This window comes from Streptococcus sp. 53, from assembly GCF_013276565.1.
Lineage (GTDB): Bacteria > Bacillota > Bacilli > Lactobacillales > Streptococcaceae > Streptococcus.
In genome coordinates, this window is record NZ_VMLG01000026.1 from 41,474 (window position 1) to 65,184 (window position 23,711).

Sequence of the window (23,711 nt, forward strand, 5' to 3'; positions counted from 1 at the left end):
TTTCCTCAAGCAAAGATTAAATCACACAGCTTTCACATTGGTTAGCACCGACTTCTCCACCGTCATCTGTAAAGGTACGGACGTAGTAGATAGACTTGATACCTTTGTTAAAGGCATAGTTACGAAGGATAGACAAGTCACGTGTCGTTTGCTTATTTTCCTTCTTCCATTCGTAAAGACCTTTTGGAATGTCACTACGCATGAAGAGTGTGAGTGAAAGTCCTTGGTCCACGTGCTCAGTCGCAGCAGCGTAAACATCAATCACTTTACGCATATCCATGTCGTAAGCAGAAGTGTAGTAAGGAATGGTTTCTGTTGACAATCCAGCAGCAGGGTAGTAGATTTTCCCGATTTTCTTTTCTTGACGTTCTTCGATACGTTGCGTAATCGGGTGGATAGAAGCAGAAACGTCATTGATGTAACTGATCGAACCATTTGGAGCAACAGCTAGACGGTTTTGGTGGTAAAGACCATCTGCTTGAACCTTGTCGCGAAGTTCAGCCCAGTCAGCAGCACTTGGGATAAAGACATCTTTGAAAAGTTCTTTAACACGGTCTGATTTTGGAACAAATTCGCCAGTTACATACTTGTCAAAGTAGCTTCCCTTAGCATAATCTGATTTTTCAAAATTGTGGAAAGTGATACCACGTTCACGCGCAATATTGTTTGACTCAACCAAAGTCCAGTAGTTCATAAGCATAAAGTAGATGCTTGTAAATTCAACAGACTCAGGCGATCCATATTCAATCAGTTGTTGGGCAAGGTAGCTGTGAAGTCCCATGGCACCAAGACCAAAGGTATGAGCTTGGCTATTTCCATGGTCGATAGTAGGAACAGCTACGATGTGCGAACTATCTGTAACGAAAGTAAGGGCACGAACCATAGCACGGATAGAACGACCAAAGTCAGGTGAAGTCATCATGTTGACTACGTTGGTTGAACCAAGGTTACATGAAACGTCCGTTCCCATTTGAAGGAATTCTTGAGCATCGTTGATCAAGCTTGGTTCTTGAACTTGAAGAATCTCAGAACACAAGTTACTCATGATAATCTTTCCATCAACAGGATTTGCACGGTTAGCCGTATCAATGTTGACGACATAAGGGTAGCCAGACTCTTGCTGTAATTTAGAGATTTCAGTTTCTAAATCACGCGCCTTGATTTTTGTCTTGCGAATATTTGGATTTGCGACCAATTCATCGTATTTTTCAGTAATATCGATGTAGTTGAATGGCACATTGTATTCTTTTTCTACAGAGTAAGGGCTGAAGAGGTACATTTCTTCATTTTTACGCGCCAATTCGTAGAATTTATCAGGTACTACAACACCAAGTGATAGGGTTTTGACACGAACTTTTTCATCGGCATTTTCTTTCTTAGTTGAAAGGAAGGCGATGATATCTGGGTGAAAGACATTGAGGTAAACAACCCCAGCACCTTGACGTTGCCCCAATTGGTTGGAGTAAGAGAAGCTGTCTTCAAAAAGCTTCATAACTGGTACGACACCAGAAGCTGCTCCTTCGTATCCTTTGATAGGAGCTCCAGCTTCACGAAGATTGCTGAGAGAAATTCCCACACCGCCACCGATACGTGAAAGTTGAAGAGCTGAGTTGATAGAACGTCCGATAGAGTTCATATCATCAGTTACTTGGATCAGAAAACATGATACCAACTCCCCACGACGAGCACGTCCAGCATTCAAGAAGGAAGGAGTAGCAGGTTGGTAGCGTTGGTGGATGATTTCATTGGCGATATCGATTGCAACAGCTTCATTCCCATCAGCGAAATAAAGGGCGTTAAAGAAGACACGGTCTTCCATACTTTCAAGATAATATTCACCGTCGTTAGTCTTTAAGGCATATTGATTGTAAAATTTATAAGCTGCCATGAATGACTTGAATTGGAAGTTTTGGTCTTTGATAAATTGAGCCAATTCTTCCAAGAACTCTGGACGGTATTTCTTGATAAAAGCTGTTTCGATGTAGTTGTGTTCAATGAGGTAGTTGATTTTATCAGTAATTGAATCAAAAACCATAGTGTTTGGAACGACATTTTCTTTAAAGAAGGCATCCAAGGCTTCCTTATCTTTATGAAGCATGATTTGTCCATTAACAGGACGGTTGATTTCGTTATTGAGACGGAAGTAAGTCACGTCCTCAAGATGTTTTAATCCCATAAAATTTCCCTTATCTAATTACAAAAGAAAGGCTTCTAAGTTAGCCCTAGAAGCAGTTTCTTCTGGATGATGTACTAAGATTATGCTAATTGTTTCAGTTTTCCTGGTTGGAAACCTGAAAAGACTTCAGTTGGTGTTTGGATAATAGGAGCTGCGCTAAAACCGAGCTCTTTAACTTGATCGATGTACTCAGGTTGCTCATCAAGATTGATTTCTTTATATTCAACATTATTACTGTCCAAGAAACGCTTGGTCATTTTACATTGGACACAATTGTTTTTAGAATAAACGGTTACCATTGTGTAACTCCTCTTCAAAATTTAATACTATCTTAGTATATCAGAAAATAAAATTTTGTCAATGATTTGAACTAAATATAGTGGTCTGTTTTTCTAGTCAAGCTCACAAAACACAATATGTAGTGTTTGTTTTATAAAACAGCAATGATTATCCTATAAATCGTTTTTAAAGAAACTATATCCTGTGTTTTGTTATCTAGGACAGAAGATTTTCAGCAAGTTATCTGAAAGGAAATTGAAGGAAAATCCAGAAAATGCTTGAAAAAAATCCTAGAAGATGGTATAATACCAAATTGTAAGGGTTATCACATATAACTCAAAAAAAGAAAGAACAAAAGGAGAGTCAAACTATGGCTTCTAAAGATTTCCACGTAGTGGCAGAAACAGGTATTCACGCACGTCCAGCAACATTGTTGGTGCAAACTGCTAGCAAATTTGCTTCAGATATCACTCTTGAGTACAAAGGTAAATCAGTTAACCTTAAATCAATTATGGGTGTTATGAGTCTTGGTGTTGGCCAAGGTGCTGACGTAACTATCTCAGCTGAAGGTGCAGATGCAGATGACGCTATCGCTGCAATCTCAGAAACAATGGAAAAAGAAGGATTGGCATAAGGGAAATGACAGAAATGCTTAAAGGAATCGCAGCATCTGACGGTGTTGCAGTTGCAAAAGCATATCTACTCGTTCAACCGGATTTGTCATTCGAGACTATTTCAGTCGAAGATACAAACGCAGAAGAGGCTCGTTTGGATGTTGCTCTTGAAGCTTCTCAAAACGAGCTTTCTCTTATCCGCGAGAAAGCTGTAGGTACGCTTGGTGAAGAAGCGGCTCAAGTTTTTGACGCTCATTTGATGGTTCTTTCTGACCCAGAATTGATTGGTCAGATTAAAGAAACAATCCGTGCTAAGAAAGTCAATGCAGAAGCAGGTCTTAAGGAAGTGACTGACATGTTCATCACGATCTTTGAAGGCATGGAAGACAACCCATACATGCAAGAACGTGCAGCGGATATCCGCGACGTGACAAAACGTGTATTGGCAAACCTTCTTGGTAAGAAATTGCCAAACCCAGCTTCTATCAATGAAGAAGTAATCGTAATTGCGCATGACTTGACACCATCTGATACAGCTCAATTGGACAAAAACTTTGTAAAAGCTTTTGTAACAAACATCGGTGGACGTACAAGCCACTCAGCTATCATGGCACGTACACTTGAAATTGCAGCTGTATTGGGAACAAATAACATCACTGAAGTAGTGAAAGACGGTGATATCCTTGCCGTTAACGGAATTACTGGTGAAGTGATTATCAACCCAACAGATGAACAAGCGGCAGAATTTAAAGCAGCTGGTGAAGCTTATGCTAAACAAAAAGCTGAATGGGCACTTTTGAAAGATGCTCAAACAGTGACTGCTGACGGGAAACACTTCGAGTTGGCTGCTAACATCGGTACTCCAAAAGACGTTGAAGGTGTTAACAACAACGGTGCTGAAGCTGTTGGACTTTACCGTACAGAGTTCTTGTACATGGATTCTCAAGACTTCCCAACAGAAGATGAGCAGTATGAAGCATACAAGGCTGTTCTTGAGGGAATGAATGGTAAACCAGTAGTTGTTCGTACAATGGATATCGGTGGAGATAAGGAACTTCCTTACTTCGATATGCCACATGAAATGAACCCATTCCTTGGATTCCGTGCCCTTCGTATCTCTATTTCTGAAACTGGAGATGCAATGTTCCGTACACAAATTCGTGCCCTTCTTCGTGCTTCTGTTCATGGTCAATTGCGTATCATGTTCCCAATGGTTGCACTCTTGAAAGAATTCCGTGCAGCTAAAGCAGTTTATGAAGAAGAAAAAGCAAACCTTCTTGCTGAAGGTGTTGCAGTTGCGGATGATATCCAAGTTGGTATCATGATTGAAATCCCTGCAGCAGCTATGCTTGCAGACCAATTTGCAAAAGAAGTAGACTTTATGTCAATTGGTACAAACGACTTGATCCAATACTCAATGGCAGCAGACCGTATGAACGAACAAGTTTCATACCTTTACCAACCATATAACCCATCAATCCTTCGCTTGATCAACAACGTTATCAAGGCAGCTCATGCTGAAGGTAAATGGGCTGGTATGTGTGGTGAGATGGCTGGTGACCAAAAAGCTGTTCCACTTCTTGTGGGAATGGGCTTGGATGAGTTCTCTATGTCAGCAACATCTGTACTTCGTACACGTAGCTTGATGAAGAAATTGGACACTGCTAAGATGGAAGAGTACGCTAACCGTGCCCTTACAGAGTGTTCAACAATGGAAGAAGTTCTTGAACTTCAAAAAGAATACGTTAACTTTGATTAATCGAAAAGTCCTTGTAACTTAGTTGCAAGGTTTTTTGACGCATTTTGGAAAAGTATGGTCCTATAAAGTCTACTTTTCAATGGTTCATAGGCATGGTATAATAGGGGAAAGTAATTAGAATAAGAGAGAAATTATGTCTAAAGAAATTGATATTGAGTACTACCACCAGCTAGCCTTACAAAAGCAGAAGGAGCATCGTAAAGTTTTAGCCAATTTAAAGAAAAAGCCACCTAAAAATCTGGATAAAATAGCCCAGCAGATTCACCAAGAAGTCTTTGAGGAAATTGATTGTACTGCCTGTGCCAACTGTTGCAAGACATTGGGACCCGACTTTAAAGAAGCGGATATTACACGAATCGCCAAGTATTTTAAGATGAAATTACCAGCTTTTGAAGCGGAGTTTCTGCAGGTAGATGAAGATGGTGATAAGGTTTTTAAATCCATGCCCTGCCCATTTTTAGGAGGAGATAATCTCTGTTCCATCTATGATGTTCGTCCAAAGGCGTGTCGTGAATTTCCCCATACAGACAGGAAAAAAATCCATCAAATCAACCATTTGACGATTAAGAATACTTTGACCTGTCCAGCAGCCTATCTCTTTGTTGAGAAATTAAAGGATAAGTTATAGAGATTTAAAGGATAAAAAATTTCTAATAATAACTAGAGATATGAAAGGAGTACTCCTGTGCATAGACCGAAAACAAAAGAGGAGCTAATGCTGGCCTCTAAGGAAAATTATGAAAAGCTTAACCTCTTCATCTCTCAATTAAGTGAAGATGAGCTACAGACTCCATTTGATTTTTCAAGAGACCTAAAGAAAAAAGAAGCTCACTGGAAAAGGGATAAAAATCTACGGGATGTCTTGATCCATCTTTATGAATGGCAGCAGTTACTTTTGACTTGGGTACATTCTAATCAAGAAGGTCACGAAAGACCTTTTCTCCCTGAACCTTATACTTGGAAAACTTATGAAGAAATGAATGTCGCTTTTTGGAAGAAGCACCAGAAAACCTCCTTAGAAGAAGCGACTAGACTCCAAGAACAATCACATAGGAAGGTTTTAGAGTTGATAGAAGTTTTTAGCAATGACGAACTCTTTACCAAAGGTGGCTATAAGTGGACCGGCGGAACAAGTCTAGGTTCCTACTTTGTTAGTAGCACGTCAAGCCACTATGATTGGGCTCTGAAAAAACTCAAAGCTCATCGGAAGAATTGTAAAGGATAGATGGACTATTTGAAATAGAAAGAATGAGTTCTTTTAAACGTAAGATAAAAGCAAAGGGCTATCAAGTGATGTAGCCCTTTTGAGTTATATAAGCAAATTACCATGCAAATGCTGTCGTTGGAGCATTGAGCGCTTCTAACCACTGTTTATTTTTTACGGGGCAAAGAGTTACGGATATACCTGCCATATCTAGACTGGTCATAAATGTTCCTGATTTTATAAAGGTAATAGTGACTCCTTCAATTTCTAAGAGTTGAAGGAGATCATTGATAAATATGCCCATTTCTAAGTTGCTGGTAGTGCCTAGATTATTTACAAGCAATATAAATTGACCACCCTTTTTCCAATGATAGTGCAATCTTAATTTACTTATAATTTCATTTGCAAGGATTTCCGATGATTGGAATGGGACGATACGATAACCTTCTTCGCCATGTATCCCAATACCATAAGAAATATTTCCTTCTTCTAAGTTAAATAGTGGAAGGGTTGCTTGGGGGAGACTAGCAGATTTCCTTGCAAAGCCAATCGTTGCGATTTCGGGAGCAAGCTGATGACCTAAATCAGTTAGTTGTTCTATGTCGGCACCATTTTGAGCTGCAAATCCTAGGATTTTATGAAGTAAGATTGTCCCTGCAAGTCCCCTTCCTCTAATTTGAAATCTATTGTGAGGTTCAATGGAAATATCGTCGTGTGCTAGACTATAGCCGACCTTAATCCCTTCTTTTCTAGCAGTGTTAATGGCCCAGCTAAATTCTTTGATGTCTGCTTCGAAATTTTTTACAATGATGAAGACACCGTGACCATTGTTTAAAAAACGAATGGACTCTAAGATTTCAGTTCTTGTAGGAGGAGTAAATAATTGGCCATAGATAGCAGCGGTAAGCATTCCTTCTCCCACATATCCAATATGCGCAGGTTCGTGACCGGAACCTCCACCCGCCAATATTGGAACCTGATGAGGATTACGATTTTTTTGATAGACTAATGGTAAGGTAGGGTGCTTTTCTAATTTAGGATGACTGCTGACAGCTGCCGAAATGTAACTTGAAATAATTTTTTGTTTATGATTTGAAATAAATGTCATTGTGGTCTCTTTCCAATAATTGTCATGATTAGAAAGTCTGGTTGTGGAACTGGACTTTTTTTATTGACGTAAGCCTTCACGATTTCTGCTAGAGCATGTGAATGATAGTCTAACAAAAAACAAGTATAAGCAGATGAATCGATATCAATCTGACCGTATTCTCTTAAAATTTTTGATACAAGCAAGCGACAGTAGCTGATAAAGTGGTCATAGAAGTTATTTTGTCCTTGAATATCAAACAGTTGAATATAAAAGTCACGCTCTTGTTCGAAATAAAGAAATAATTCTTGTAATAGTTTTTGGCCTGAAATGAAGTCCAAGTTATTGGTGATATACTCGGTTAAGTCATTTTCAAATATCCAGTCTAGCAGTTCATATTTGTCAAGAAAGTGATTATAAAAGGTCTGTCTACGAATGCCAGCTGATTCCATGATATCTACAATGGAGATTTTGTCAAATTCTCTAGTAGCTAATAGGTCTCTAAATGCCTTGGCAATCCGTTTTTTTGTAATAAATGATGATGCCATAGGAAACCTTTCTTTTACTTACTTCATTTTACCAAAAAAATGTTTTAAACGGGTTTAAAAGGGGACAAATAATAGAATCTGTCCCTTATCATCCAGCGATAAAAAATATATAATGAAAGCGAAAACAAAGGTACATGCCGAAAGGAGTTTCTCATGAAAAAAATTATAAATGAACCGACACAAGTTGTTGATGAAATGTTGCAGGGATTGTCATTCATGCATGATGACTTGGTAGAACGCTTAGATGGTTTTGATGTCATCGTTAGAAAGGCAGAAAAGACAGGAAAAGTTGGACTCATTTCAGGTGGAGGTTCAGGACATGAACCAAGTCATGCTGGATTTGTAGGAGATGGAATGTTGTCTGCTGCCATTTGTGGAGCAGTCTTCACTTCACCTACTCCGGACCAAATTTTAGAAGCTATTAAGGCGGCTGATGAAGGTGCTGGAGTTTTCATGGTCATCAAGAACTATTCTGGTGACATTATGAACTTTGAAATTGCACAAGAACTTGCCGAAATGGAAGGCATTGATGTAGCAAGCGTTGTGGTTGATGATGATATCGCTGTTGAAAATAGTCTCTATACCCAAGGGCGTCGAGGTGTCGCAGGTACTATATTAGTCCATAAAATTTTGGGTGCTGCAGCTCGTTCTGGTAAAACATTAGCTGAAATGAAGGACTTGGCCGACAAACTTGTCTTAGAAATTAAAACAATTGGGCTAGCCTTGTCTGGAGCAACCGTTCCTGAGGTTGGGAAACCAGGTTTTGTTCTAGAAGATGATGAATTTGAATACGGAGTTGGTATTCATGGTGAGCCAGGATATAAGAAAGAGAAAATGCAACCTTCAGCACAATTGGCCTCAGAATTGGTTGAAAAATTATCTGAAGGTTTCCAACTTAAGGCTGGAGAACGCTATGGCCTTCTCATTAATGGTTTAGGAAGCACTCCTCTTATGGAACAATACGTATTTGCAAATGATGTGGCTAAATTACTCCATGAAAAAGGTGTTGAGTTGGCGTTTAAGAAAATTGGAAACTATATGACATCAATTGATATGGCCGGCTTGTCATTAACATTGATTCGATTGGCAGACGATGAGTGGTTGGATGATCTAAATGCACCTGTTACTACCCCAGCTTGGTAAAACTCAAGGAGGAAATGTCGCATGAATGCTGAACAAGCTCTTGAATGGATGAAGCTTTTTAATGAAAAGATTCAAGAACAGAAAGATTACCTTAGTGAGCTAGACACCCCTATAGGAGATGGAGACCACGGTGGAAATATGGCGCGTGGCATGGCTACAGTTATGGAAAACTTAGAAGGAAAGAAATTTGAGACCAGCAGTGATGTGTTTAAGCTTGTCTCAATGCAACTACTGAGTAAGGTAGGCGGTGCTTCTGGTCCCTTGTATGGCTCTGCTTTTATGGGCATGGCCAAGGCTGATTCAAATTCGAAATTAGAAGAAATCTTACAAAGTGGTTTGGATATGATTGTCAAACGTGGGAAAGCAGAAGTTGGAGAAAAGACAATGGTTGATGTTTGGACTCCTGTTATTGCTGCCTTGTCTGCTGGCCAATTGACTCAAGAGGTTATTGATAAGGTAGTGAATGCTACCAAAGATTTACTTGCAACTAAAGGAAGAGCATCTTATGTAGGAGAACGTTCTCTGGGACATATTGACCCTGGATCATTTTCATCAGGTTTACTCTTTACTGCTCTTTTAGAGACTGGGGTGGTTTAATGGGAAGTATTGGTCTTGTTATCGTTTCACATTCCAAACACATTGCAGAAGGTGTTGTTGAACTGATTAGTGAAGTAGCTAAAGATGTTCCGATTACTTATGTAGGAGGAACCGAAGATGGAGGAATTGGAACGAGTTTTGATCAAGTAGATAGGGTTGTTTCCGAAAATCCAGCAGATACTTTATTAGCTTTTTTTGACCTAGGTTCTGCTAAAATGAACTTAGAAATGGTGGCTGATTTCAGTGATAAAAGTATCATCATCAACAGGGTTCCAATTGTAGAAGGTGCCTATACTGCAGCTGCTCTTCTTCAGGCTGGTGCAGAACTGTCAGTTATTCAAACACAGTTGTCGGAGATTGAAATTAATAAATAAGGAATTTTACTATAACTCTTTTTATAGGTGAGCTATTGATTATCTCCACTATCAAATTTTAAGTAAATAATTTCAAAATCAGAAAGGGATTGCTTTATGCAGTTCCTTTTTATTTTAACAGGAGTAGAGCTATAGTGTTTCTAAATTGTGAATCATTCAAAACAGATTGTGATGGGACTATTCTAGCTTTAGAATCATTCAAAAATTAAAATTTAAGGCAATCAATTGATTAGAAGAGTGCCAAAACATTTAGTTTATAGTAATTCTAGGTTTAGAATTACATAGATATTTATGAAGTTAGGGTATTCGATAGTTAGGATTGTTCTATTCTGAAAGATTTGAGCTGTCAATCTTCTAGAATAGTAGTTTGCCAATGAATTTTGTTGAAAGATTCCTTGTTTTATGGTAGTCTAAAGTAAAAGAAAGCCTTATCATTATATTTGTATCTTTAATCTGACTTGGTTTAGGTCTAGAAGAAGGATAGATCTTTTTGGGATTTTTAATAACAATTATATTTTCACTTGCAAAAAATGTATTTCAACTTTACCTAATGTAGAAGAAGGAAATATCATAAAATGCTTATGACTTGTTTGAAATAGAATGTAAACTAAAAATGGATTCCCTTTACATATTAGGAGTAGGTAGATGAGTAATCTAGAGTCAATTCGTAAAGCGCATATCATCGTGTGGGGTGCCTATCTATTTTTATCATTAAGGGCGCCGCTAATTAGCAGCACAGAGTATTTCTTGCTTATTTTTTTAGCGTTTCTCTATTCAATAGTATCGTTACCTATATACTCTGTGAAGAATAAAATAGTATCCATTTGTCTGGCTATAAACTCAATTCTGTTAATTAGTTTCCCGATTTTAATCAATAAATATTTCCCAGGAAAGGTTTCTACTTATATCGTATTAATCAGTATTTTTATCCTGGAGTTCTTAATCTTTAATATAATTGGTAAAGATTTTGATACTAGATTAGCTAGCGAGTATAGGAAAATCAGTCAGTTTAAAAGTAAGATGTCTCAATCCCCTTGGATAAAATATTTAGAGATTTCTAGTTTTATATTAACTATATTTCCATTTATTCTTCATGATACAGTTGCTAATCGTGTATTGGCTCTTATCTTTTTGATAAAAATTTGTGTAGATACTACGATAAAGATTCTATTAAACAGAATCTTTAATTCAAGTGAGATGATGAAAAGGAGGATATTTTCTCTTTTTGTACTAGATTTGATTGTCTATTTATTTTTAGGCTATGTTTTAGTAATGCAAAAAGATGGATACCTATTTTCAATTCTACTAATTTTTTCTAATTTCTCACTTCCCTTTATCAGAGAAAAAAAGTATGAATTATTTAAAAATAAGAAATGAGATAAATATGGTTAAATCTTAGTTCTCTTTAAAATCAAATCAGGTAGAGAAAGGACATCTTATCTAGGTAACAAAGTGCTTTAAACGCAGTCGACGATTACTGATTAGAGAACTATCCTAACCATGCAACGTTAAAGAGGAGAAATCTTATGAAACTCGTATCACCAAATAATTATGCTGCTATTGAGTAAGAAGAGATGAGGTGTATTGATAGGGGATTATCTCTACATAAAGACGGGGGAATGTTACAGTAAACGTTGCCACTGCTTATTTTATGGGGAATTAAATATGTTTAAACTAAGTGATAAAGCCAGAATAATATTTGCTATTATAGGAGTAAGTTCCATATTGGTTAGTATGTATCTTATACCTTTTATTAAAACTGAGAATAAATTTTGGGAAATACTTTTATTTATATTAGGTGTATTGCTAATTGGAATTGCGTTACTAAGTCATAAAAAAAATAAATTTTGGAAATAGCGTTAGTGAGAAGGACAGGATAATAGTATTATGATGGTTGTCTTAATTTCAGTGGTTGTGGCATTTCTGTATTATGTAAGTGCAGAATATTTTAAGAATAGTTATATTGACTGTATACTATTTCTATCATTGCTGATTTCTCATTTGATATGGGATTACTATTTTTTGCCCATTGAAATTTTAGTGGCATTAAGTGGAGTAAATTTGCTGTCAAGATTATTCAAAAAAATGAGAAGTCAATAGATTTGTTAGTGGATTATAAAGATGAAAGGTAAAATTGGGATATTTTAAATGAAACATTTTTTTCTGGTATCGGAGAGATAAGATTTAGTAGTTATCTATTGTCTCTATGTGTAGGATTAGCCCCTCTTTTTTATATATATGTCATAGGTTTGGAAATGAGTTTTGTGAAGATAGTATTATCTATTTTGGGAGTCATATTTGTATGTATTTTAACTATTACTCGAATTTATAGGAGATTTTTCTATAATTCACTAGAATAGTATGGATTAGTTAATCAATTGGAACGATTATTCTTTGTGATACTATACCACTTTTAAGTTTTTACATTAAACAACTGGCTGAAGTGAAAGTTGTTTAATTTAGAAAGGAGAAACATTAAATTGAAATACAAATTCTTACTTTTCGACCTCGACAACACTCTTCTTGATTTTGATGCTGCTGAGGATGTGGCTTTGACGCAACTTCTAAAAGAAGAAGGGGTTGCAGATATTCAGGCCTACAAAGACTTTTACGTTCCCATGAACAAGGCTCTCTGGAAGGACTTGGAGCAAAAGAAAATTAGTAAACAAGAGCTGGTTAACACGCGCTTTTCTCGTTTATTTGCTCACTTTGGACAGGAAAAAGACGGTAGTTTTCTAGCCCAGCGTTACCAATTTTACCTTGCCCAACAGGGGCAAACTTTTTCAGGTGCTCATGAACTTTTAGATAGCCTCATCGAGCGTGATTATGAGCTGTACGCTGCGACAAATGGCATTACTGCCATTCAGACAGGACGTTTGGCTCAATCGGGTCTGGCACCATATTTCAATCAAGTCTTTATCTCTGAACAGCTGCAAACACAAAAACCTGATGCTCTCTTTTATGAAAAGATTGGTCAACAGATTGCAGGTTTTAGCAAAGAAAAGACGCTGATGATTGGAGATTCCCTAACCGCCGACATCCAAGGTGGTAATAATGCTGGGATTGACACTATCTGGTATAATCCTCATGACCTCGAAAATCCCACACAAGCCCAGCCAACCTACGAAGTCCATTCTTACAAAGACTTGCTGGATTGTTTAGATAAACTGTAAAAAGTGGTTTAGATAGCCACTTTTTGCTATAATAGAGGCAGTAAAAATGAAGGAGTTGGCTATGGAACACTCGTCTTGGCATGCTTTGATTAAGGCGCAATTACCTGAGGGTTATTTTGGGAAAATCAATCAGTTTATGGAGCAGGTCTATGCTCAGGGGACTATTTATCCACCCAAGGAAAAGGTTTTTCAGGCTCTCTTGACAACACCGCTTGAAGAAGTTAAGGTGGTGATTCTAGGTCAAGACCCCTATCACGGGCCAGGTCAAGCTCAGGGCTTGAGTTTTTCTGTACCTGACTCTATTCCAGCTCCGCCATCCTTGCAAAATATCTTGAAAGAATTGTCAGATGATATCGGGGTTAAGAAATCTCATGATTTGACAGCTTGGGCTGAGCAAGGAGTCTTGCTTCTTAATGCTTGTTTGACAGTTCCTGCTGGACAGGCCAATGGTCATGCTGGTCAGATATGGGAGTCTTTTACGAATGCTGTGATTCAGGTGGTCAATCATCTAGATAGACCAGTCGTTTTTGTACTCTGGGGAGCCTATGCACGTAAGAAGAAGGCATTGGTTACCAATCCTCATCACTTGATTATCGAATCAGCCCATCCCAGTCCTTTGTCAGTTTATAGAGGATTTTGGGGTTCTAAGCCTTTTTCCAAGGTAAATACATTCTTAAAAGAGACAGGACAAGAGCCAATCGATTGGCTTAGATAAGGAGAAAATATGCCTCAGTTAGCGACGATTTGCTACATTGATAACGGGAAAGAACTGCTCATGCTCCACCGTAATAAGAAGCCAAATGATGTCCATGAAGGGAAATGGATTGGTGTAGGTGGTAAGCTAGAGAGAGGAGAGACGCCTCAGGAATGCGCAGCGCGTGAAATCCTCGAAGAAACAGGGCTCAAAGCCAAGCCAGTTCTAAAAGGTGTTATCACTTTTCCTGAATTTACGCCAGATTTAGACTGGTACACCTATGTTTTTAAAGTGACAGAGTTCGAGGGGGACTTGATTGACTGCAACGAGGGAACGCTAGAATGGGTTCCCTATGACGAGGTTTTGAGTAAGCCGACTTGGGAAGGTGACCATACCTTTGTTGGGTGGCTTTTAGAAGATAAACCCTTCTTTTCAGCCAAGTTTGTTTATGATGGGGATAAATTGTTGGATACCCAAGTTGATTTCTATGAATAAAGGAGAAAGCAGATGCTACTAATCAAAAATGGTCGTGTAATGGATCCCAAGTCTGGTTTGGATCAAGTGTGTGATGTCTTGGTTGAAGATGGAAAGATTATCAAAATTGCGCCTGAAATTAAAGAAGAAGGCGCAGAAATCCTGGATGCTACTGGTCTAGTTGTTGCTCCTGGCTTGGTCGATATCCATGTTCATTTCCGTGAACCTGGTCAGACCCACAAGGAGGATATCCATACGGGTGCCCTAGCAGCCGCTGCAGGTGGTTTTACAACGGTTGTCATGATGGCTAATACTAGTCCAACTATTTCAGATGTGGAGACTTTACAAGAAGTTCTTCAGTCAGCTGCCAAGGAAAAAATCAATGTCAAGACTGTTGCGACCATTACTAAGGACTTTAATGGCCAAGATTTGACAGACTTTAAGGCGCTTTTAGAAGCAGGTGCGGTTGGTTTCTCAGATGACGGTATTCCGCTTGAAAGCAGTAAAGTTGTCAAGGAAGCCATGGAGGAAGCCAAAAAGCTTAATACCTTTATTAGTCTTCATGAGGAAGATCCAGGTTTGAACGGTGTTCTTGGCTTTAACGAAAATATTGCTAAAGAACATTTCCATATCTGTGGTGCAACTGGGGTGGCTGAGTACGCTATGATGGCGCGTGATGTCATGATTGCCTATGCAACCAAGGCCCATGTTCATATTCAGCATTTGTCTAAGGAAGAAAGTGTTAAAGTAGTGGAGTTTGCTCAAGGATTGGGAGTGCAAGTAACAGCAGAAGTAGCGCCACAGCATTTCTCCAAGACCGAAGCGCTCCTTTTGACACAAGGAAGCAATGCTAAGATGAATCCTCCTCTTCGTTTGGAATCAGATCGTCGTGCCGTGATTGAAGGTCTCAAGTCAGGTGTCATCACAGTTATTGCGACTGATCATGCGCCTCATCATGCAGATGAAAAAAATGTTGAGGATATTACCAAAGCGCCATCTGGTATGACTGGTTTGGAAACATCCCTATCTCTTGGCTTGACCTATTTGGTGGAAGCTGGTGAGTTGAGCTTGATGGAATTACTCGAAAAGATGACATACAACCCAGCCAAGCTTTACAATTTTGAAGCAGGTTACTTGGCTGAGAATGCTCCAGCAGACATCACTATTTTTGATGCTAAGGCTGACCGCCTTGTGGACTCCCATTTTGCTTCCAAAGCAGCTAATTCACCATTCATCGGTGAAACCTTAAAAGGGCAGGTTAAATACACCATCTGTAAGGGACAAATCGTCTATCAAGCTTGATAGGAGTTGGCATATGAATTATTTTCGAAAACGTAGGGAGAGACAAGCAAAATCTAATAGCGGAATTTACTGTCCCGCATCTAATCGTTCTAAAATTCAATATGAAACTAAAGAAAAAGCTGATCATGCGGTTCAATATGATAATGGAGGTTTAGTTAGAAGCTATTATTGTCGTACATGTGCGTGTTGGCATACTACTTCAAAATCTAATAACCCTCCGATAAGTTTGAAAAACTATGGTCTGAAACTCTTTGGTTTAGATAAATCAGAATAGAAAGAGAAGTATGTATAAGACAAAGTGTTTACGAGAGAAGTTAGTATTATTTTTAAAAATTTTCTTCCCAATCCTGATCTACCAATTTGCCAATTATTCTGCCTCTTTTGTTGACACTGCAATGACAGGTCAATACAATACTATGGATTTGGCTGGTGTGTCTATGGCAACCAGTATCTGGAATCCTTTCTTTACATTCCTAACAGGAATTGTGTCGGCCTTGGTGCCCATCATTGGTCACCATCTTGGTCGAGGCAAACAGGAAGAAGTTGCATCTGATTTTTACCAGTTCATCTATCTGGCCTTGGGTCTATCTGTGGTCTTGCTGGGACTGGTAGTTTTCCTGGCACCACCCGTTTTAAATCATATCGGACTAGAAGTACCAGTGGCAGCAGTAGCGGTTCGCTATCTCTGGTTTTTATCTATCGGGATTATCCCCTTGTTGCTCTTTAGTGTCATTCGTTCCTTGCTGGATTCGCTGGGCTTGACCAAACTGTCTATGTATCTCATGCTTTTGTTACTTCCTCTCAATAGTGGATTTAACTATCTTTTGATTTACGGGGCCTTTGGTGTTCCAGAACTGGGAGGTGCTGGTGCTGGTTTAGGGACTTCTTTGGCCTACTGGGTCTTGTTGGGAATTTCTGTTCTGGTTTTATTTAAACAGGAGAAGCTCAAAGACTTACACCTTGAGAAAAGAATTCCACTTAATATGGATAAAATCAAGGAAGGAGTTCGTTTAGGTCTGCCTATTGGGGGGACTGTCTTCGCGGAAGTAGCTATCTTTTCCGTGGTTGGCTTGATTATGGCTAAGTTCTCGTCCTTGATTATCGCTAGCCACCAGTCAGCCATGAACTTTTCAAGTCTCATGTACGCCTTTCCTATGAGTATCTCATCGGCTATGGCGATAGTCGTGTCTTATGAAGTGGGAGCCAAGCGATTTGATGATGCGAAAACCTATATTGGTCTAGGAAGATGGACAGCCCTTATTTTTGCGGCCTTCACCTTATCTTTCCTTTACATTTTTAGGGGAAATGTGGCTAGTCTTTATGGGAACGATCCAGAATTTATCGATTTGACAGCACGCTTTTTAACTTATAGTCTTTTCTTCCAGTTAGCAGATACTTTTGCGGCACCGCTCCAGGGAATTTTACGGGGCTATAAGGATACAGTTATTCCTTTTTACCTTGGTTTGGTTGGTTACTGGGGGGTGACACTCCCAGTAGCTATGGTATTCGACTCTCTAACAGATTTTGGAGCTTATTCTTACTGGATTGGTTTGATTATTAGTCTAATCGTGAGTGGGGCGCTCTACCGTTGGCGTTTAACGGTGATTATGAAGAGATTTGAATCTTTAGCAAAATATAAATGATAAAAAGTTTGTGAAAAAATATTCTTAGCAAGAAAATCCCTTATTCCTATAGGGTTTTCTTTTTTATTTTGTGAAATTTTCTTTAGAAAAACTTTGACGGTATTTTCCAAAAACGGTAAAATAGTAAGGTAAGAAGAAAGTTAGAAAGGCAAAAAGATGTCAACTTTAGATAAAAATAGAAAATCTAATTTTGGGGGTATTTTATAATTCTTAATTTAGGCTTTTTTAGTATCAAAAGATGTTTCATAAAATATAGACTCAATCTTTCAACTTAATCCTATTTATTACTTACTATCTACAATAAAATTGAAAAGGATGGAAAAAAGGTTGCATTTATGATATAATTTATTTTAAAGACCTTATTAGAAATCTTGAAAGAGTATTGAAAACTTAGAATGAGAAAAATTGTTATCAATGGTGGATTACCACTACAAGGTGAAATCACTATTAGTGGTGCTAAAAATAGTGTTGTGGCCTTAATTCCGGCTATTATCTTGGCTGATGATGAGGTGACTTTGGATTGTGTTCCAGATATTTCGGATGTAGCGAGTCTTGTCGAAATTATGGAATTGATGGGAGCTACTGTTAAGCGTTATGATGATGTCTTGGAGATTGATCCAAGAGGTGTTCAAAATATTCCAATGCCTTATGGTAAAATTAACAGTCTTCGTGCATCTTACTATTTTTATGGGAGCCTCTTAGGCCGTTTTGGTGAAGCGACAGTTGGTCTACCGGGAGGATGTGATCTTGGTCCTCGTCCGATTGACCTACACCTTAAGGCTTTTGAAGCTATGGGTGCCACTGTTAGTTACGAGGGAGATAACATGAAGTTATCTGCTAAAGATACAGGACTTCATGGTGCAAGTATTTACATGGATACGGTTAGTGTAGGGGCAACGATCAATACGATGATTGCTGCGGTTAAAGCGAATGGTCGTACTATTATTGAAAATGCAGCCCGTGAACCTGAGATTATTGATGTTGCAACTCTCTTGAATAATATGGGTGCCCACATCCGTGGGGCAGGAACTAATATCATCATTATTGATGGTGTTGAAAGATTACATGGAACGCGTCATCAGGTGATTCCAGACCGCATTGAAGCTGGAACATATATATCTTTAGCTGCTGCAGTTGGTAAAGGAATTCGTATCAATAATGTTCTTTACGAACACCTGGAAGGATTTATTGCTAAGTTGGAAGAAATGGGAGTGAGAATGACTGTATCTGAAGACAGCATTTTTGTCGAGGAACAGTCTAATTTGAAAGCAATCAATATTAAGACAGCTCCTTACCCAGGCTTTGCAACTGATTTGCAACAACCGCTTACCCCACTTTTACTAAGAGCGAATGGTCGTGGTACAATTGTTGATACGATTTACGAAAAACGTGTAAATCATGTTTTTGAATTAGCTAAAATGGACGCAGATATATCAACAACAAATGGTCATATTTTGTACACGGGTGGACGTAATTTGCGTGGAGCAAGTGTTAAAGCAACTGACCTACGAGCTGGGGCTGCACTAGTCATTGCTGGGCTTATGGCTCAAGGTAAAACTGAAATTACAAATATCGAGTTTATCTTACGTGGTTATTCTGATATTATTGAAAAATTACGTAATCTAGGAGCGGATATTACACTTGTTGAGGATTAAACCGTAGAGGTGTTTATGAATATTTGGACCAAATTAGCAATGTTTTCTTTTTTTGAAACGGATCGCTTGTATTTGCGTCCTTTCTTTTTTAGTGATAGTCAAGACTTCTATGAGATAGCCTCAAATCCTGAAAATTTACAATTTATTTTCCCGACTCAGGCAAGTCTGGAAGAGAGTCAATATGCGTTGGCCAATTACTTTATGAAGTCCCCTTTGGGAGTATGGGCTATTTGTGACAAGAAAACTGAAAAAATGATTGGTTCTGTTAAGTTTGAAAAGTTAGATGAAATCAAAAAAGAAGCTGAGCTTGGCTATTTTTTGAGAAAAGATGCTTGGTCGCAAGGATTTATGACAGAGGTTGTTAGAAAAATTTGTCAACTTTCTTTTGAAGAATTTGGTTTAAAACAATTATCCATCATTACCCACCTTGAAAATGAAGCTAGTCAACGGGTTGCCCTTAAGTCTGGATTTCGATTGATTCGTCAGTTTAAAGGAAGTGATCGCTATACAAGGAAAATGCGAGATTATCTTGAGTTTCGCTTTGTAAAGGGAGAAGTTAATGAGTAAACACCAAGAAATTCTAAGCTATTTGGAAGAATTACCCGTTGGTAAAAGGGTCAGTGTTCGTAGTATTTCAAATCATCTGGGAGTCAGTGATGGAACGGCTTATCGCGCTATCAAGGAAGCTGAAAACCGTGGAATTGTAGAGACTCGTCCAAGAAGTGGTACTATACGTGTTAAATCCCAGAAAGTTGCTATCGAAAGATTAACTTTTGCTGAGATAGCAGAAGTGACTTCTTCTGAGGTTCTGGCTGGGCAAGAAGGTTTAGAGAGAGAATTTAGTAAGTTTTCAATCGGTGCTATGACTGAACAAAATATCCTGTCCTACCTTCATGATGGGGGACTCTTGATTGTCGGAGACCGTACCCGTATCCAACTGTTAGCACTTGAAAATGAAAATGCAGTTCTGGTTACAGGGGGATTTCAGGTTCATAATGATGTACTTAAACTGGCCAATCAAAAAGGGATTCCTGTTCTGAGAAGCAAGCACGATACTTTCACCGTCGCGACCATGATCAATAAAGCCCTGTCAAATGTTCAAATCAAAACGGATATTTTAACTGTTGAGAAGCTTTATCGTCCAAGTCATGAATATGGTTTTCTGAGAGAGACTGACACAGTCAAAGATTATTTGGACTTGGTACGCAAGAATCGTAGCAGTCGTTTCCCAGTCGTTAATCAACATCAAGTGGTTGTTGGGCTTGTTACTATGCGTGACGCAGGAGACAAGTCTCCCAGCACGACGATTGACAAGGTGATGACGCGCAGTATCTTCGTAACAGGGTTAGCGACCAATATTGCCAATGTGAGTCAACGGATGATTGCTGAAGACTTTGAAATGGTACCAGTTGTTCGAAGCAATCAAACTTTACTTGGCGTTGTAACTAGACGAGATGTCATGGAGAAGATGAGTCGTTCCCAAGTTTCGGCTCTACCAACTTTTTCTGAGCAGATTGGTCAAAAACTTTCTTATCACCATGATGAAGTAGTCATTACAGTGGAACCCTTTATGCTTGAGAAAAACGGAGTTTTGGCTAATGGTGTATTGGCAGAGATACTGACTCATATGACCCAAGATTTAGTTGTGAATAGTGGTCGCAATCTCATCATCGAACAAATGCTGATCTACTTTTTGCAGGCTGTTCAGATAGATGATATACTGCGCATTCAAGCACGCATCATCCATCATACTAGACGATCAGCTATTATTGATTACGATATTTATCATGGTCATCAGATTGTTTCAAAAGCAAATGTGACTGTTAAAATTAATTAGAAACTAGGAGAAAAGATGATAACATTAAAATCAGCTCGTGAAATCGAAGCTATGGACAAGGCTGGTGATTTTCTAGCAAGTATTCATATCGGCTTACGTGATTTGATTAAGCCTGGCGTAGATATGTGGGAAGTTGAAGAATATGTCCGCCGTCGTTGTAAGGAAGAAAATTTCCTTCCGCTTCAGATTGGGGTTGACGGTGCCATGATGGACTATCCTTATGCTACCTGCTGCTCTCTTAATGATGAAGTAGCTCACGCTTTCCCTCGTCATTATATCTTAAAAGATGGCGATTTGCTCAAGGTTGATATGGTTTTGGGAGGTCCTATTGCTAAATCTGACCTGAATGTCTCAAAATTAAACTTCAACAATGTTGAACAAATGAAGAAATACACTCATAGCTATTCTGGTGGTTTAGCAGACTCATGTTGGGCTTATGCTGTAGGTACACCGTCCAAAGAAGTCAAAAACTTGATGGATGTAACCAAAGAAGCTATGTACAAGGGGATTGAACAAGCTGTTGTTGGAAATCGTATCGGTGATATCGGTGCGGCAATTCAAGAATATGCTGAAAGTCGTGGTTACGGTGTAGTGCGTGATTTGGTTGGTCATGGTGTTGGCCCAACCATGCACGAAGAACCAATGGTTCCTAACTATGGTATTGCTGGTCGTGGACTCCGTCTTCGTGAAGGAATGGTCTTAACCATTGAACCAATGATCAATACAGGCGATTGGGAAATTGATACAGATATGAAGACTGGTTGGGCGCATAAGACTATTGACGGTGGACTATCTTGTCAATATGAGCACCAATTCGTAATTACGAAAGATGGACCTGTTATCTTGACTAGTCAAGGTGAAGAAGGGACTTATTAAAATAAGTAAAAGTAGATTGAAGAAAAAGTGGCTCTTTGGACAATTTTCGGAGAGCCGTTTTTTTTATTTGCTGAGTCTAGGATAGGTCTTTCTGGTGAAAGATGGTGAGATGAAGAGTCTTGCATGAATGTTATATAAATTTAAAATTTCTGAAAATAATGGAAAATATACTGAATTTACAAATAAGGAGTCTCTAAATCCTTTAAAATAAGTAACTTGCATATATATATATATAGTTATCGATTTTCTAAAACAAAGTGAGGTTGAAGGAAGGGAACTAAGTTGATATAATTAAGTGTTAGTAAACAATGGGCTTTTTGTCATTTGTTTAAGATGAAAAAGGTCCTGTTTTCCTGTTTTTATTGCGAGTTGATGCCTGCATGAACATGGCTAGAGGAGCAAAGACAGGGTAGAAAGAAAGGAAAAACTATGAAACAGTTTAAAATGAATGAGCGCCAACGCTTTTCTATACGCAAGTTTTCAATCGGAGCAGCCTCAGTCTTGCTAGGGTCTGTCTTTTTTGTGGCTAATCCAGCGACAGAAGTGCAGGCGGCAGAATCAAGTACAGAAGTGGTCGCTCAGGATAGGGATGTCAATCCTGACAATTCATCTGCCCTAAGCTCATCAGAGACAAGCAGTCAAAATCCAAGCGTAGGACAAGCAGAGACTCAAGGAACAGAGAAAAAAGAGTCAGGAACTCCATCTAAAGATGGTGAAGGAAAAGCTAAGGTTGAGGAAAGGAGTATTGAAGGCAACTCTAAATTAGAATCAAATAAAGAGATAGCAGAAAAACAAGATCAACCGAAAACAAATATTGAACTTAGTAGACAACTAAATACTCAGAACTTAGAATCGCTATTAAGTGAAATTGCTGCCGTAAAAACAGAAAACTACACAAAAGAATCAGTAGCAGCCTTAAAATCAAAAGCCGAAGAAGCGAGACAAGTCCTTGCAACGGCGCAAAATCAAACAGAAGTAGATGCAGCTTTTAGAACATTAGTAAGTTATAAAAACACTGCCTTAAAACGTGTTAAGAAGGATATAGAACCTAAGGCTCCTAAACTTGATACAACAAACGGTAAAGCAACGGTCGGTCTAAAGGCAGAAAATACAGAACCAAACGGTACCAATATCGCAGGGCATAATCACAGCTTAAATGGAACTACTTTTACAGAAGGTAGTGGGTTTAGAACAGAAGATACTAATGGGTTATCTATAGAGGTTGAAGGAAATCTGAATTTTAAATCTGGACAACAGTTAGGTGTGTATGATACATATATTCATCTTAAATTAAAATATGATAAAACTCGTTATGGTGAAAGACCAAATTTTAGTATTACAAATACACCAAATACAGGACCTCATTTTGAGACTTCTAATCCACGTAGAGATAGAAAGTTCTATTATAATACACAAGACGGATACCTTAGTGGCTATTTAACGGGAGTGGTTCCTAATAGTATGATTGGTAAATATAATATGCTTATTCATGCTAAGTATAATGCAACTGGTGTTACAACAACATTAAAATTCCCTATTGAAGTAAAGCCACCTGTTCCTACTTTAGAGACACCTCAAGAGAACGACGGAAGTAAATATCTCACATTGACAGCTTCCGCACTTTCCGGGAACCATAGTGAGGTTCAATTTGAAGTGAATGGAATTGTAAGTAGTTGGATAAGAACAGAGAACGGAAAAGCAAATTACGATAATGGGGGTCAAGGTTTTCATCCAGGAGACAAAGTAAGAGTAAGATCTAAAGCATACTCTGATGAAATTGTGGATAACGCAGGACAATATCGAGAATTGATTCATCCAGAAGAAAGCAAAAGTGATTGGAGTAGTGCAACTGGAAAAGAAACAGTATTACCAGCATTTCCGACTCCTAAATTAGATAGGGCTGGTGCTACGAAAGAAGTTAACGACGCCTTCACTACTAAATCAGGTCAAATAGATAGCGATAATGGTTTAACTAATGAAGAAAAATCTGAAGTAAAAGGTTTAGCGAAAACAGCAAAAGATAACGCTATCCAAAATATAGAAAATGCTCAAGATGAAACAACGTTGAATACAGCTAAAACAGAAGGAATTAACTCCATCACTAACGTAGCTGTACCAACAGGCGAAGCTACAGAAAAAGGCAAAGCGATTAAGGCTGTAGAAGACGCATTAAAAGAAAAAGACAAAGCAGTTGATGGCAATGCAGGTTTAACAACTGAAGAAAAAGCAGAAGTTAAGAAACAAACAGCACAAGCCAAAACTACGGCTGTCACACA

At 38.5% G+C, this 23,711-nt stretch carries 26 protein-coding genes; 22 read left to right on the plus strand and 4 right to left on the minus strand.

The features are described from left to right. Positions 1–16 precede the first annotated feature (16 nt). Complete coding sequence (nrdE, locus tag HT722_RS08340) at positions 17–2,176, minus strand: class 1b ribonucleoside-diphosphate reductase subunit alpha (protein WP_173278634.1); 2,160 nt, start codon at positions 2,174–2,176, stop codon at positions 17–19. Between the two features lie 80 nt (positions 2,177–2,256). Then, on the minus strand, positions 2,257–2,475 hold the full coding sequence (nrdH, locus tag HT722_RS08345) for a glutaredoxin-like protein NrdH (protein WP_000259242.1): 219 nt from the start codon (positions 2,473–2,475) through the stop codon (positions 2,257–2,259). A gap of 350 nt (positions 2,476–2,825) precedes the next feature. On the opposite strand from nrdH, the gene HT722_RS08350 reads away from it, so the two are divergent. The 4 genes from HT722_RS08350 (at position 2,826) to HT722_RS08365 (ending at position 6,053) form a co-directional block, all read left to right on the plus strand. Further along, positions 2,826–3,089 carry a phosphocarrier protein HPr gene (locus HT722_RS08350; RefSeq protein WP_000146947.1) on the plus strand — a complete coding sequence of 88 codons (264 nt, stop codon included), beginning with the start codon at positions 2,826–2,828 and terminating at the stop codon, positions 3,087–3,089. A 5-nt stretch (positions 3,090–3,094) separates the two neighbouring features. Continuing rightward, positions 3,095–4,828, plus strand: a complete 1,734-nt coding sequence (gene ptsP, locus HT722_RS08355; protein ID WP_000138123.1) for a phosphoenolpyruvate--protein phosphotransferase — start codon at positions 3,095–3,097, stop codon at positions 4,826–4,828. Between the two features lie 133 nt (positions 4,829–4,961). Next, a complete protein-coding gene (locus HT722_RS08360; RefSeq protein WP_000031481.1) occupies positions 4,962–5,456 on the plus strand; it encodes a YkgJ family cysteine cluster protein in 495 nt (164 codons plus the stop codon). Between the two features lie 57 nt (positions 5,457–5,513). Beyond that, positions 5,514–6,053 carry a ClbS/DfsB family four-helix bundle protein gene (locus HT722_RS08365; protein ID WP_173278636.1) on the plus strand — a complete coding sequence of 180 codons (540 nt, stop codon included), beginning with the start codon at positions 5,514–5,516 and terminating at the stop codon, positions 6,051–6,053. Positions 6,054–6,150: 97 nt separating this feature from the next. On the opposite strand, the gene dhaQ is transcribed toward HT722_RS08365, so the two are convergent. Both dhaQ and dhaS read right to left on the minus strand, forming a co-directional pair. Continuing rightward, the gene (gene dhaQ, locus HT722_RS08370; RefSeq protein WP_173278638.1) at positions 6,151–7,140 is read right to left on the minus strand and encodes a DhaKLM operon coactivator DhaQ; all 990 of its coding nucleotides are present in this window, start codon (positions 7,138–7,140) and stop codon (positions 6,151–6,153) included. Beyond that, on the minus strand, positions 7,137–7,667 hold the full coding sequence (gene dhaS, locus HT722_RS08375; RefSeq protein ID WP_045611536.1) for a dihydroxyacetone kinase transcriptional activator DhaS: 531 nt from the start codon (positions 7,665–7,667) through the stop codon (positions 7,137–7,139). The genes dhaQ and dhaS overlap by 4 nt, the downstream gene beginning before the upstream one ends. Positions 7,668–7,820: 153 nt before the next feature. Between dhaS and dhaK the strand changes: the two genes are divergently transcribed. The 18 genes from dhaK to HT722_RS10585 all read left to right on the plus strand — a co-directional run. Then, positions 7,821–8,810, plus strand: a complete 990-nt coding sequence (dhaK, locus tag HT722_RS08380; protein ID WP_173278640.1) for a dihydroxyacetone kinase subunit DhaK — start codon at positions 7,821–7,823, stop codon at positions 8,808–8,810. Positions 8,811–8,831: 21 nt separating this feature from the next. Beyond that, complete coding sequence (gene dhaL, locus HT722_RS08385) at positions 8,832–9,407, plus strand: dihydroxyacetone kinase subunit DhaL (RefSeq protein ID WP_166731702.1); 576 nt, start codon at positions 8,832–8,834, stop codon at positions 9,405–9,407. Next, a complete protein-coding gene (gene dhaM / locus HT722_RS08390) occupies positions 9,407–9,781 on the plus strand; it encodes a dihydroxyacetone kinase phosphoryl donor subunit DhaM (protein WP_166731703.1) in 375 nt (124 codons plus the stop codon). The genes dhaL and dhaM overlap by 1 nt, the downstream gene beginning before the upstream one ends. 645 nt (positions 9,782–10,426) lie before the next feature. Then, on the plus strand, positions 10,427–11,158 hold the full coding sequence (locus tag HT722_RS08395) for a hypothetical protein (RefSeq protein WP_173269476.1): 732 nt from the start codon (positions 10,427–10,429) through the stop codon (positions 11,156–11,158). 288 nt (positions 11,159–11,446) lie between these two features. Next, positions 11,447–11,638: a hypothetical protein gene (locus HT722_RS10750; protein WP_341774808.1), complete on the plus strand. Its 192-nt coding sequence runs from the start codon at positions 11,447–11,449 to the stop codon at positions 11,636–11,638. A gap of 30 nt (positions 11,639–11,668) precedes the next feature. Continuing rightward, positions 11,669–11,881 carry a hypothetical protein gene (locus HT722_RS10580; protein WP_166731705.1) on the plus strand — a complete coding sequence of 71 codons (213 nt, stop codon included), beginning with the start codon at positions 11,669–11,671 and terminating at the stop codon, positions 11,879–11,881. 41 nt (positions 11,882–11,922) lie between these two features. Then, a complete protein-coding gene (locus HT722_RS10755; protein ID WP_341774809.1) occupies positions 11,923–12,141 on the plus strand; it encodes a hypothetical protein in 219 nt (72 codons plus the stop codon). A 120-nt stretch (positions 12,142–12,261) separates the two neighbouring features. Further along, positions 12,262–12,954: a YjjG family noncanonical pyrimidine nucleotidase gene (locus HT722_RS08400; RefSeq protein ID WP_173278641.1), complete on the plus strand. Its 693-nt coding sequence runs from the start codon at positions 12,262–12,264 to the stop codon at positions 12,952–12,954. Between the two features lie 61 nt (positions 12,955–13,015). Further along, positions 13,016–13,669, plus strand: a complete 654-nt coding sequence (locus HT722_RS08405; RefSeq protein WP_173278642.1) for a uracil-DNA glycosylase — start codon at positions 13,016–13,018, stop codon at positions 13,667–13,669. A 9-nt stretch (positions 13,670–13,678) separates the two neighbouring features. Next, positions 13,679–14,143, plus strand: a complete 465-nt coding sequence (locus tag HT722_RS08410) for an 8-oxo-dGTP diphosphatase (protein WP_001135770.1) — start codon at positions 13,679–13,681, stop codon at positions 14,141–14,143. Between the two features lie 12 nt (positions 14,144–14,155). Next, a complete protein-coding gene (locus HT722_RS08415; protein WP_173278643.1) occupies positions 14,156–15,424 on the plus strand; it encodes a dihydroorotase in 1,269 nt (422 codons plus the stop codon). A 13-nt stretch (positions 15,425–15,437) separates the two neighbouring features. After that, the gene (locus HT722_RS08420) at positions 15,438–15,698 is read left to right on the plus strand and encodes a hypothetical protein (RefSeq protein ID WP_173227051.1); all 261 of its coding nucleotides are present in this window, start codon (positions 15,438–15,440) and stop codon (positions 15,696–15,698) included. A gap of 10 nt (positions 15,699–15,708) precedes the next feature. Beyond that, positions 15,709–17,067 (plus strand): sodium-coupled multidrug efflux MATE transporter PdrM, encoded by a 1,359-nt coding sequence (gene pdrM / locus HT722_RS08425; RefSeq protein ID WP_173227053.1) that lies wholly within the window; start codon positions 15,709–15,711, stop codon positions 17,065–17,067. 395 nt (positions 17,068–17,462) lie between these two features. Then, positions 17,463–18,722: a UDP-N-acetylglucosamine 1-carboxyvinyltransferase gene (locus tag HT722_RS08430; RefSeq protein WP_173278644.1), complete on the plus strand. Its 1,260-nt coding sequence runs from the start codon at positions 17,463–17,465 to the stop codon at positions 18,720–18,722. 15 nt (positions 18,723–18,737) lie between these two features. After that, complete coding sequence (locus HT722_RS08435; RefSeq protein WP_173278645.1) at positions 18,738–19,289, plus strand: GNAT family N-acetyltransferase; 552 nt, start codon at positions 18,738–18,740, stop codon at positions 19,287–19,289. Next, complete coding sequence (gene spxR / locus HT722_RS08440) at positions 19,282–20,559, plus strand: CBS-HotDog domain-containing transcription factor SpxR (RefSeq protein WP_173278646.1); 1,278 nt, start codon at positions 19,282–19,284, stop codon at positions 20,557–20,559. Before HT722_RS08435 ends, spxR begins: the two co-directional genes overlap by 8 nt. Before the next feature lie 15 nt (positions 20,560–20,574). Continuing rightward, positions 20,575–21,435 (plus strand): methionyl aminopeptidase, encoded by an 861-nt coding sequence (locus HT722_RS08445; RefSeq protein WP_173227061.1) that lies wholly within the window; start codon positions 20,575–20,577, stop codon positions 21,433–21,435. A 429-nt stretch (positions 21,436–21,864) separates the two neighbouring features. Further along, positions 21,865–23,711 (plus strand): DUF1542 domain-containing protein (locus HT722_RS10585; RefSeq protein WP_240146953.1); only part of this gene is annotated, 1,847 nt, incomplete at its 3' end.

Bases quoted from the DNA above. Each gene is read 5' to 3' on its own strand.
- nrdE (WP_173278634.1), bottom strand. From the start codon at position 2,176: ATGGGATTAAAACATCTTGAGGACGTGACTTACTTCCGTCTCAATAAC.
- nrdH (WP_000259242.1), bottom strand. From the start codon at position 2,475: ATGGTAACCGTTTATTCTAAAAACAATTGTGTCCAATGTAAAATGACC.
- HT722_RS08350 (WP_000146947.1), top strand. From the start codon at position 2,826: ATGGCTTCTAAAGATTTCCACGTAGTGGCAGAAACAGGTATTCACGCA.
- ptsP (WP_000138123.1), top strand. From the start codon at position 3,095: ATGACAGAAATGCTTAAAGGAATCGCAGCATCTGACGGTGTTGCAGTT.
- HT722_RS08360 (WP_000031481.1), top strand. From the start codon at position 4,962: ATGTCTAAAGAAATTGATATTGAGTACTACCACCAGCTAGCCTTACAA.
- dhaQ (WP_173278638.1), bottom strand. From the start codon at position 7,140: ATGACATTTATTTCAAATCATAAACAAAAAATTATTTCAAGTTACATT.
- dhaS (WP_045611536.1), bottom strand. From the start codon at position 7,667: ATGGCATCATCATTTATTACAAAAAAACGGATTGCCAAGGCATTTAGA.
- dhaK (WP_173278640.1), top strand. From the start codon at position 7,821: ATGAAAAAAATTATAAATGAACCGACACAAGTTGTTGATGAAATGTTG.
- dhaL (WP_166731702.1), top strand. From the start codon at position 8,832: ATGAATGCTGAACAAGCTCTTGAATGGATGAAGCTTTTTAATGAAAAG.
- dhaM (WP_166731703.1), top strand. From the start codon at position 9,407: ATGGGAAGTATTGGTCTTGTTATCGTTTCACATTCCAAACACATTGCA.
- HT722_RS08395 (WP_173269476.1), top strand. From the start codon at position 10,427: ATGAGTAATCTAGAGTCAATTCGTAAAGCGCATATCATCGTGTGGGGT.
- HT722_RS10750 (WP_341774808.1), top strand. From the start codon at position 11,447: ATGTTTAAACTAAGTGATAAAGCCAGAATAATATTTGCTATTATAGGA.
- HT722_RS10580 (WP_166731705.1), top strand. From the start codon at position 11,669: ATGATGGTTGTCTTAATTTCAGTGGTTGTGGCATTTCTGTATTATGTA.
- HT722_RS08405 (WP_173278642.1), top strand. From the start codon at position 13,016: ATGGAACACTCGTCTTGGCATGCTTTGATTAAGGCGCAATTACCTGAG.
- HT722_RS08410 (WP_001135770.1), top strand. From the start codon at position 13,679: ATGCCTCAGTTAGCGACGATTTGCTACATTGATAACGGGAAAGAACTG.
- HT722_RS08415 (WP_173278643.1), top strand. From the start codon at position 14,156: ATGCTACTAATCAAAAATGGTCGTGTAATGGATCCCAAGTCTGGTTTG.
- HT722_RS08420 (WP_173227051.1), top strand. From the start codon at position 15,438: ATGAATTATTTTCGAAAACGTAGGGAGAGACAAGCAAAATCTAATAGC.
- pdrM (WP_173227053.1), top strand. From the start codon at position 15,709: ATGTATAAGACAAAGTGTTTACGAGAGAAGTTAGTATTATTTTTAAAA.
- HT722_RS08430 (WP_173278644.1), top strand. From the start codon at position 17,463: ATGAGAAAAATTGTTATCAATGGTGGATTACCACTACAAGGTGAAATC.
- HT722_RS08435 (WP_173278645.1), top strand. From the start codon at position 18,738: ATGAATATTTGGACCAAATTAGCAATGTTTTCTTTTTTTGAAACGGAT.
- spxR (WP_173278646.1), top strand. From the start codon at position 19,282: ATGAGTAAACACCAAGAAATTCTAAGCTATTTGGAAGAATTACCCGTT.
- HT722_RS08445 (WP_173227061.1), top strand. From the start codon at position 20,575: ATGATAACATTAAAATCAGCTCGTGAAATCGAAGCTATGGACAAGGCT.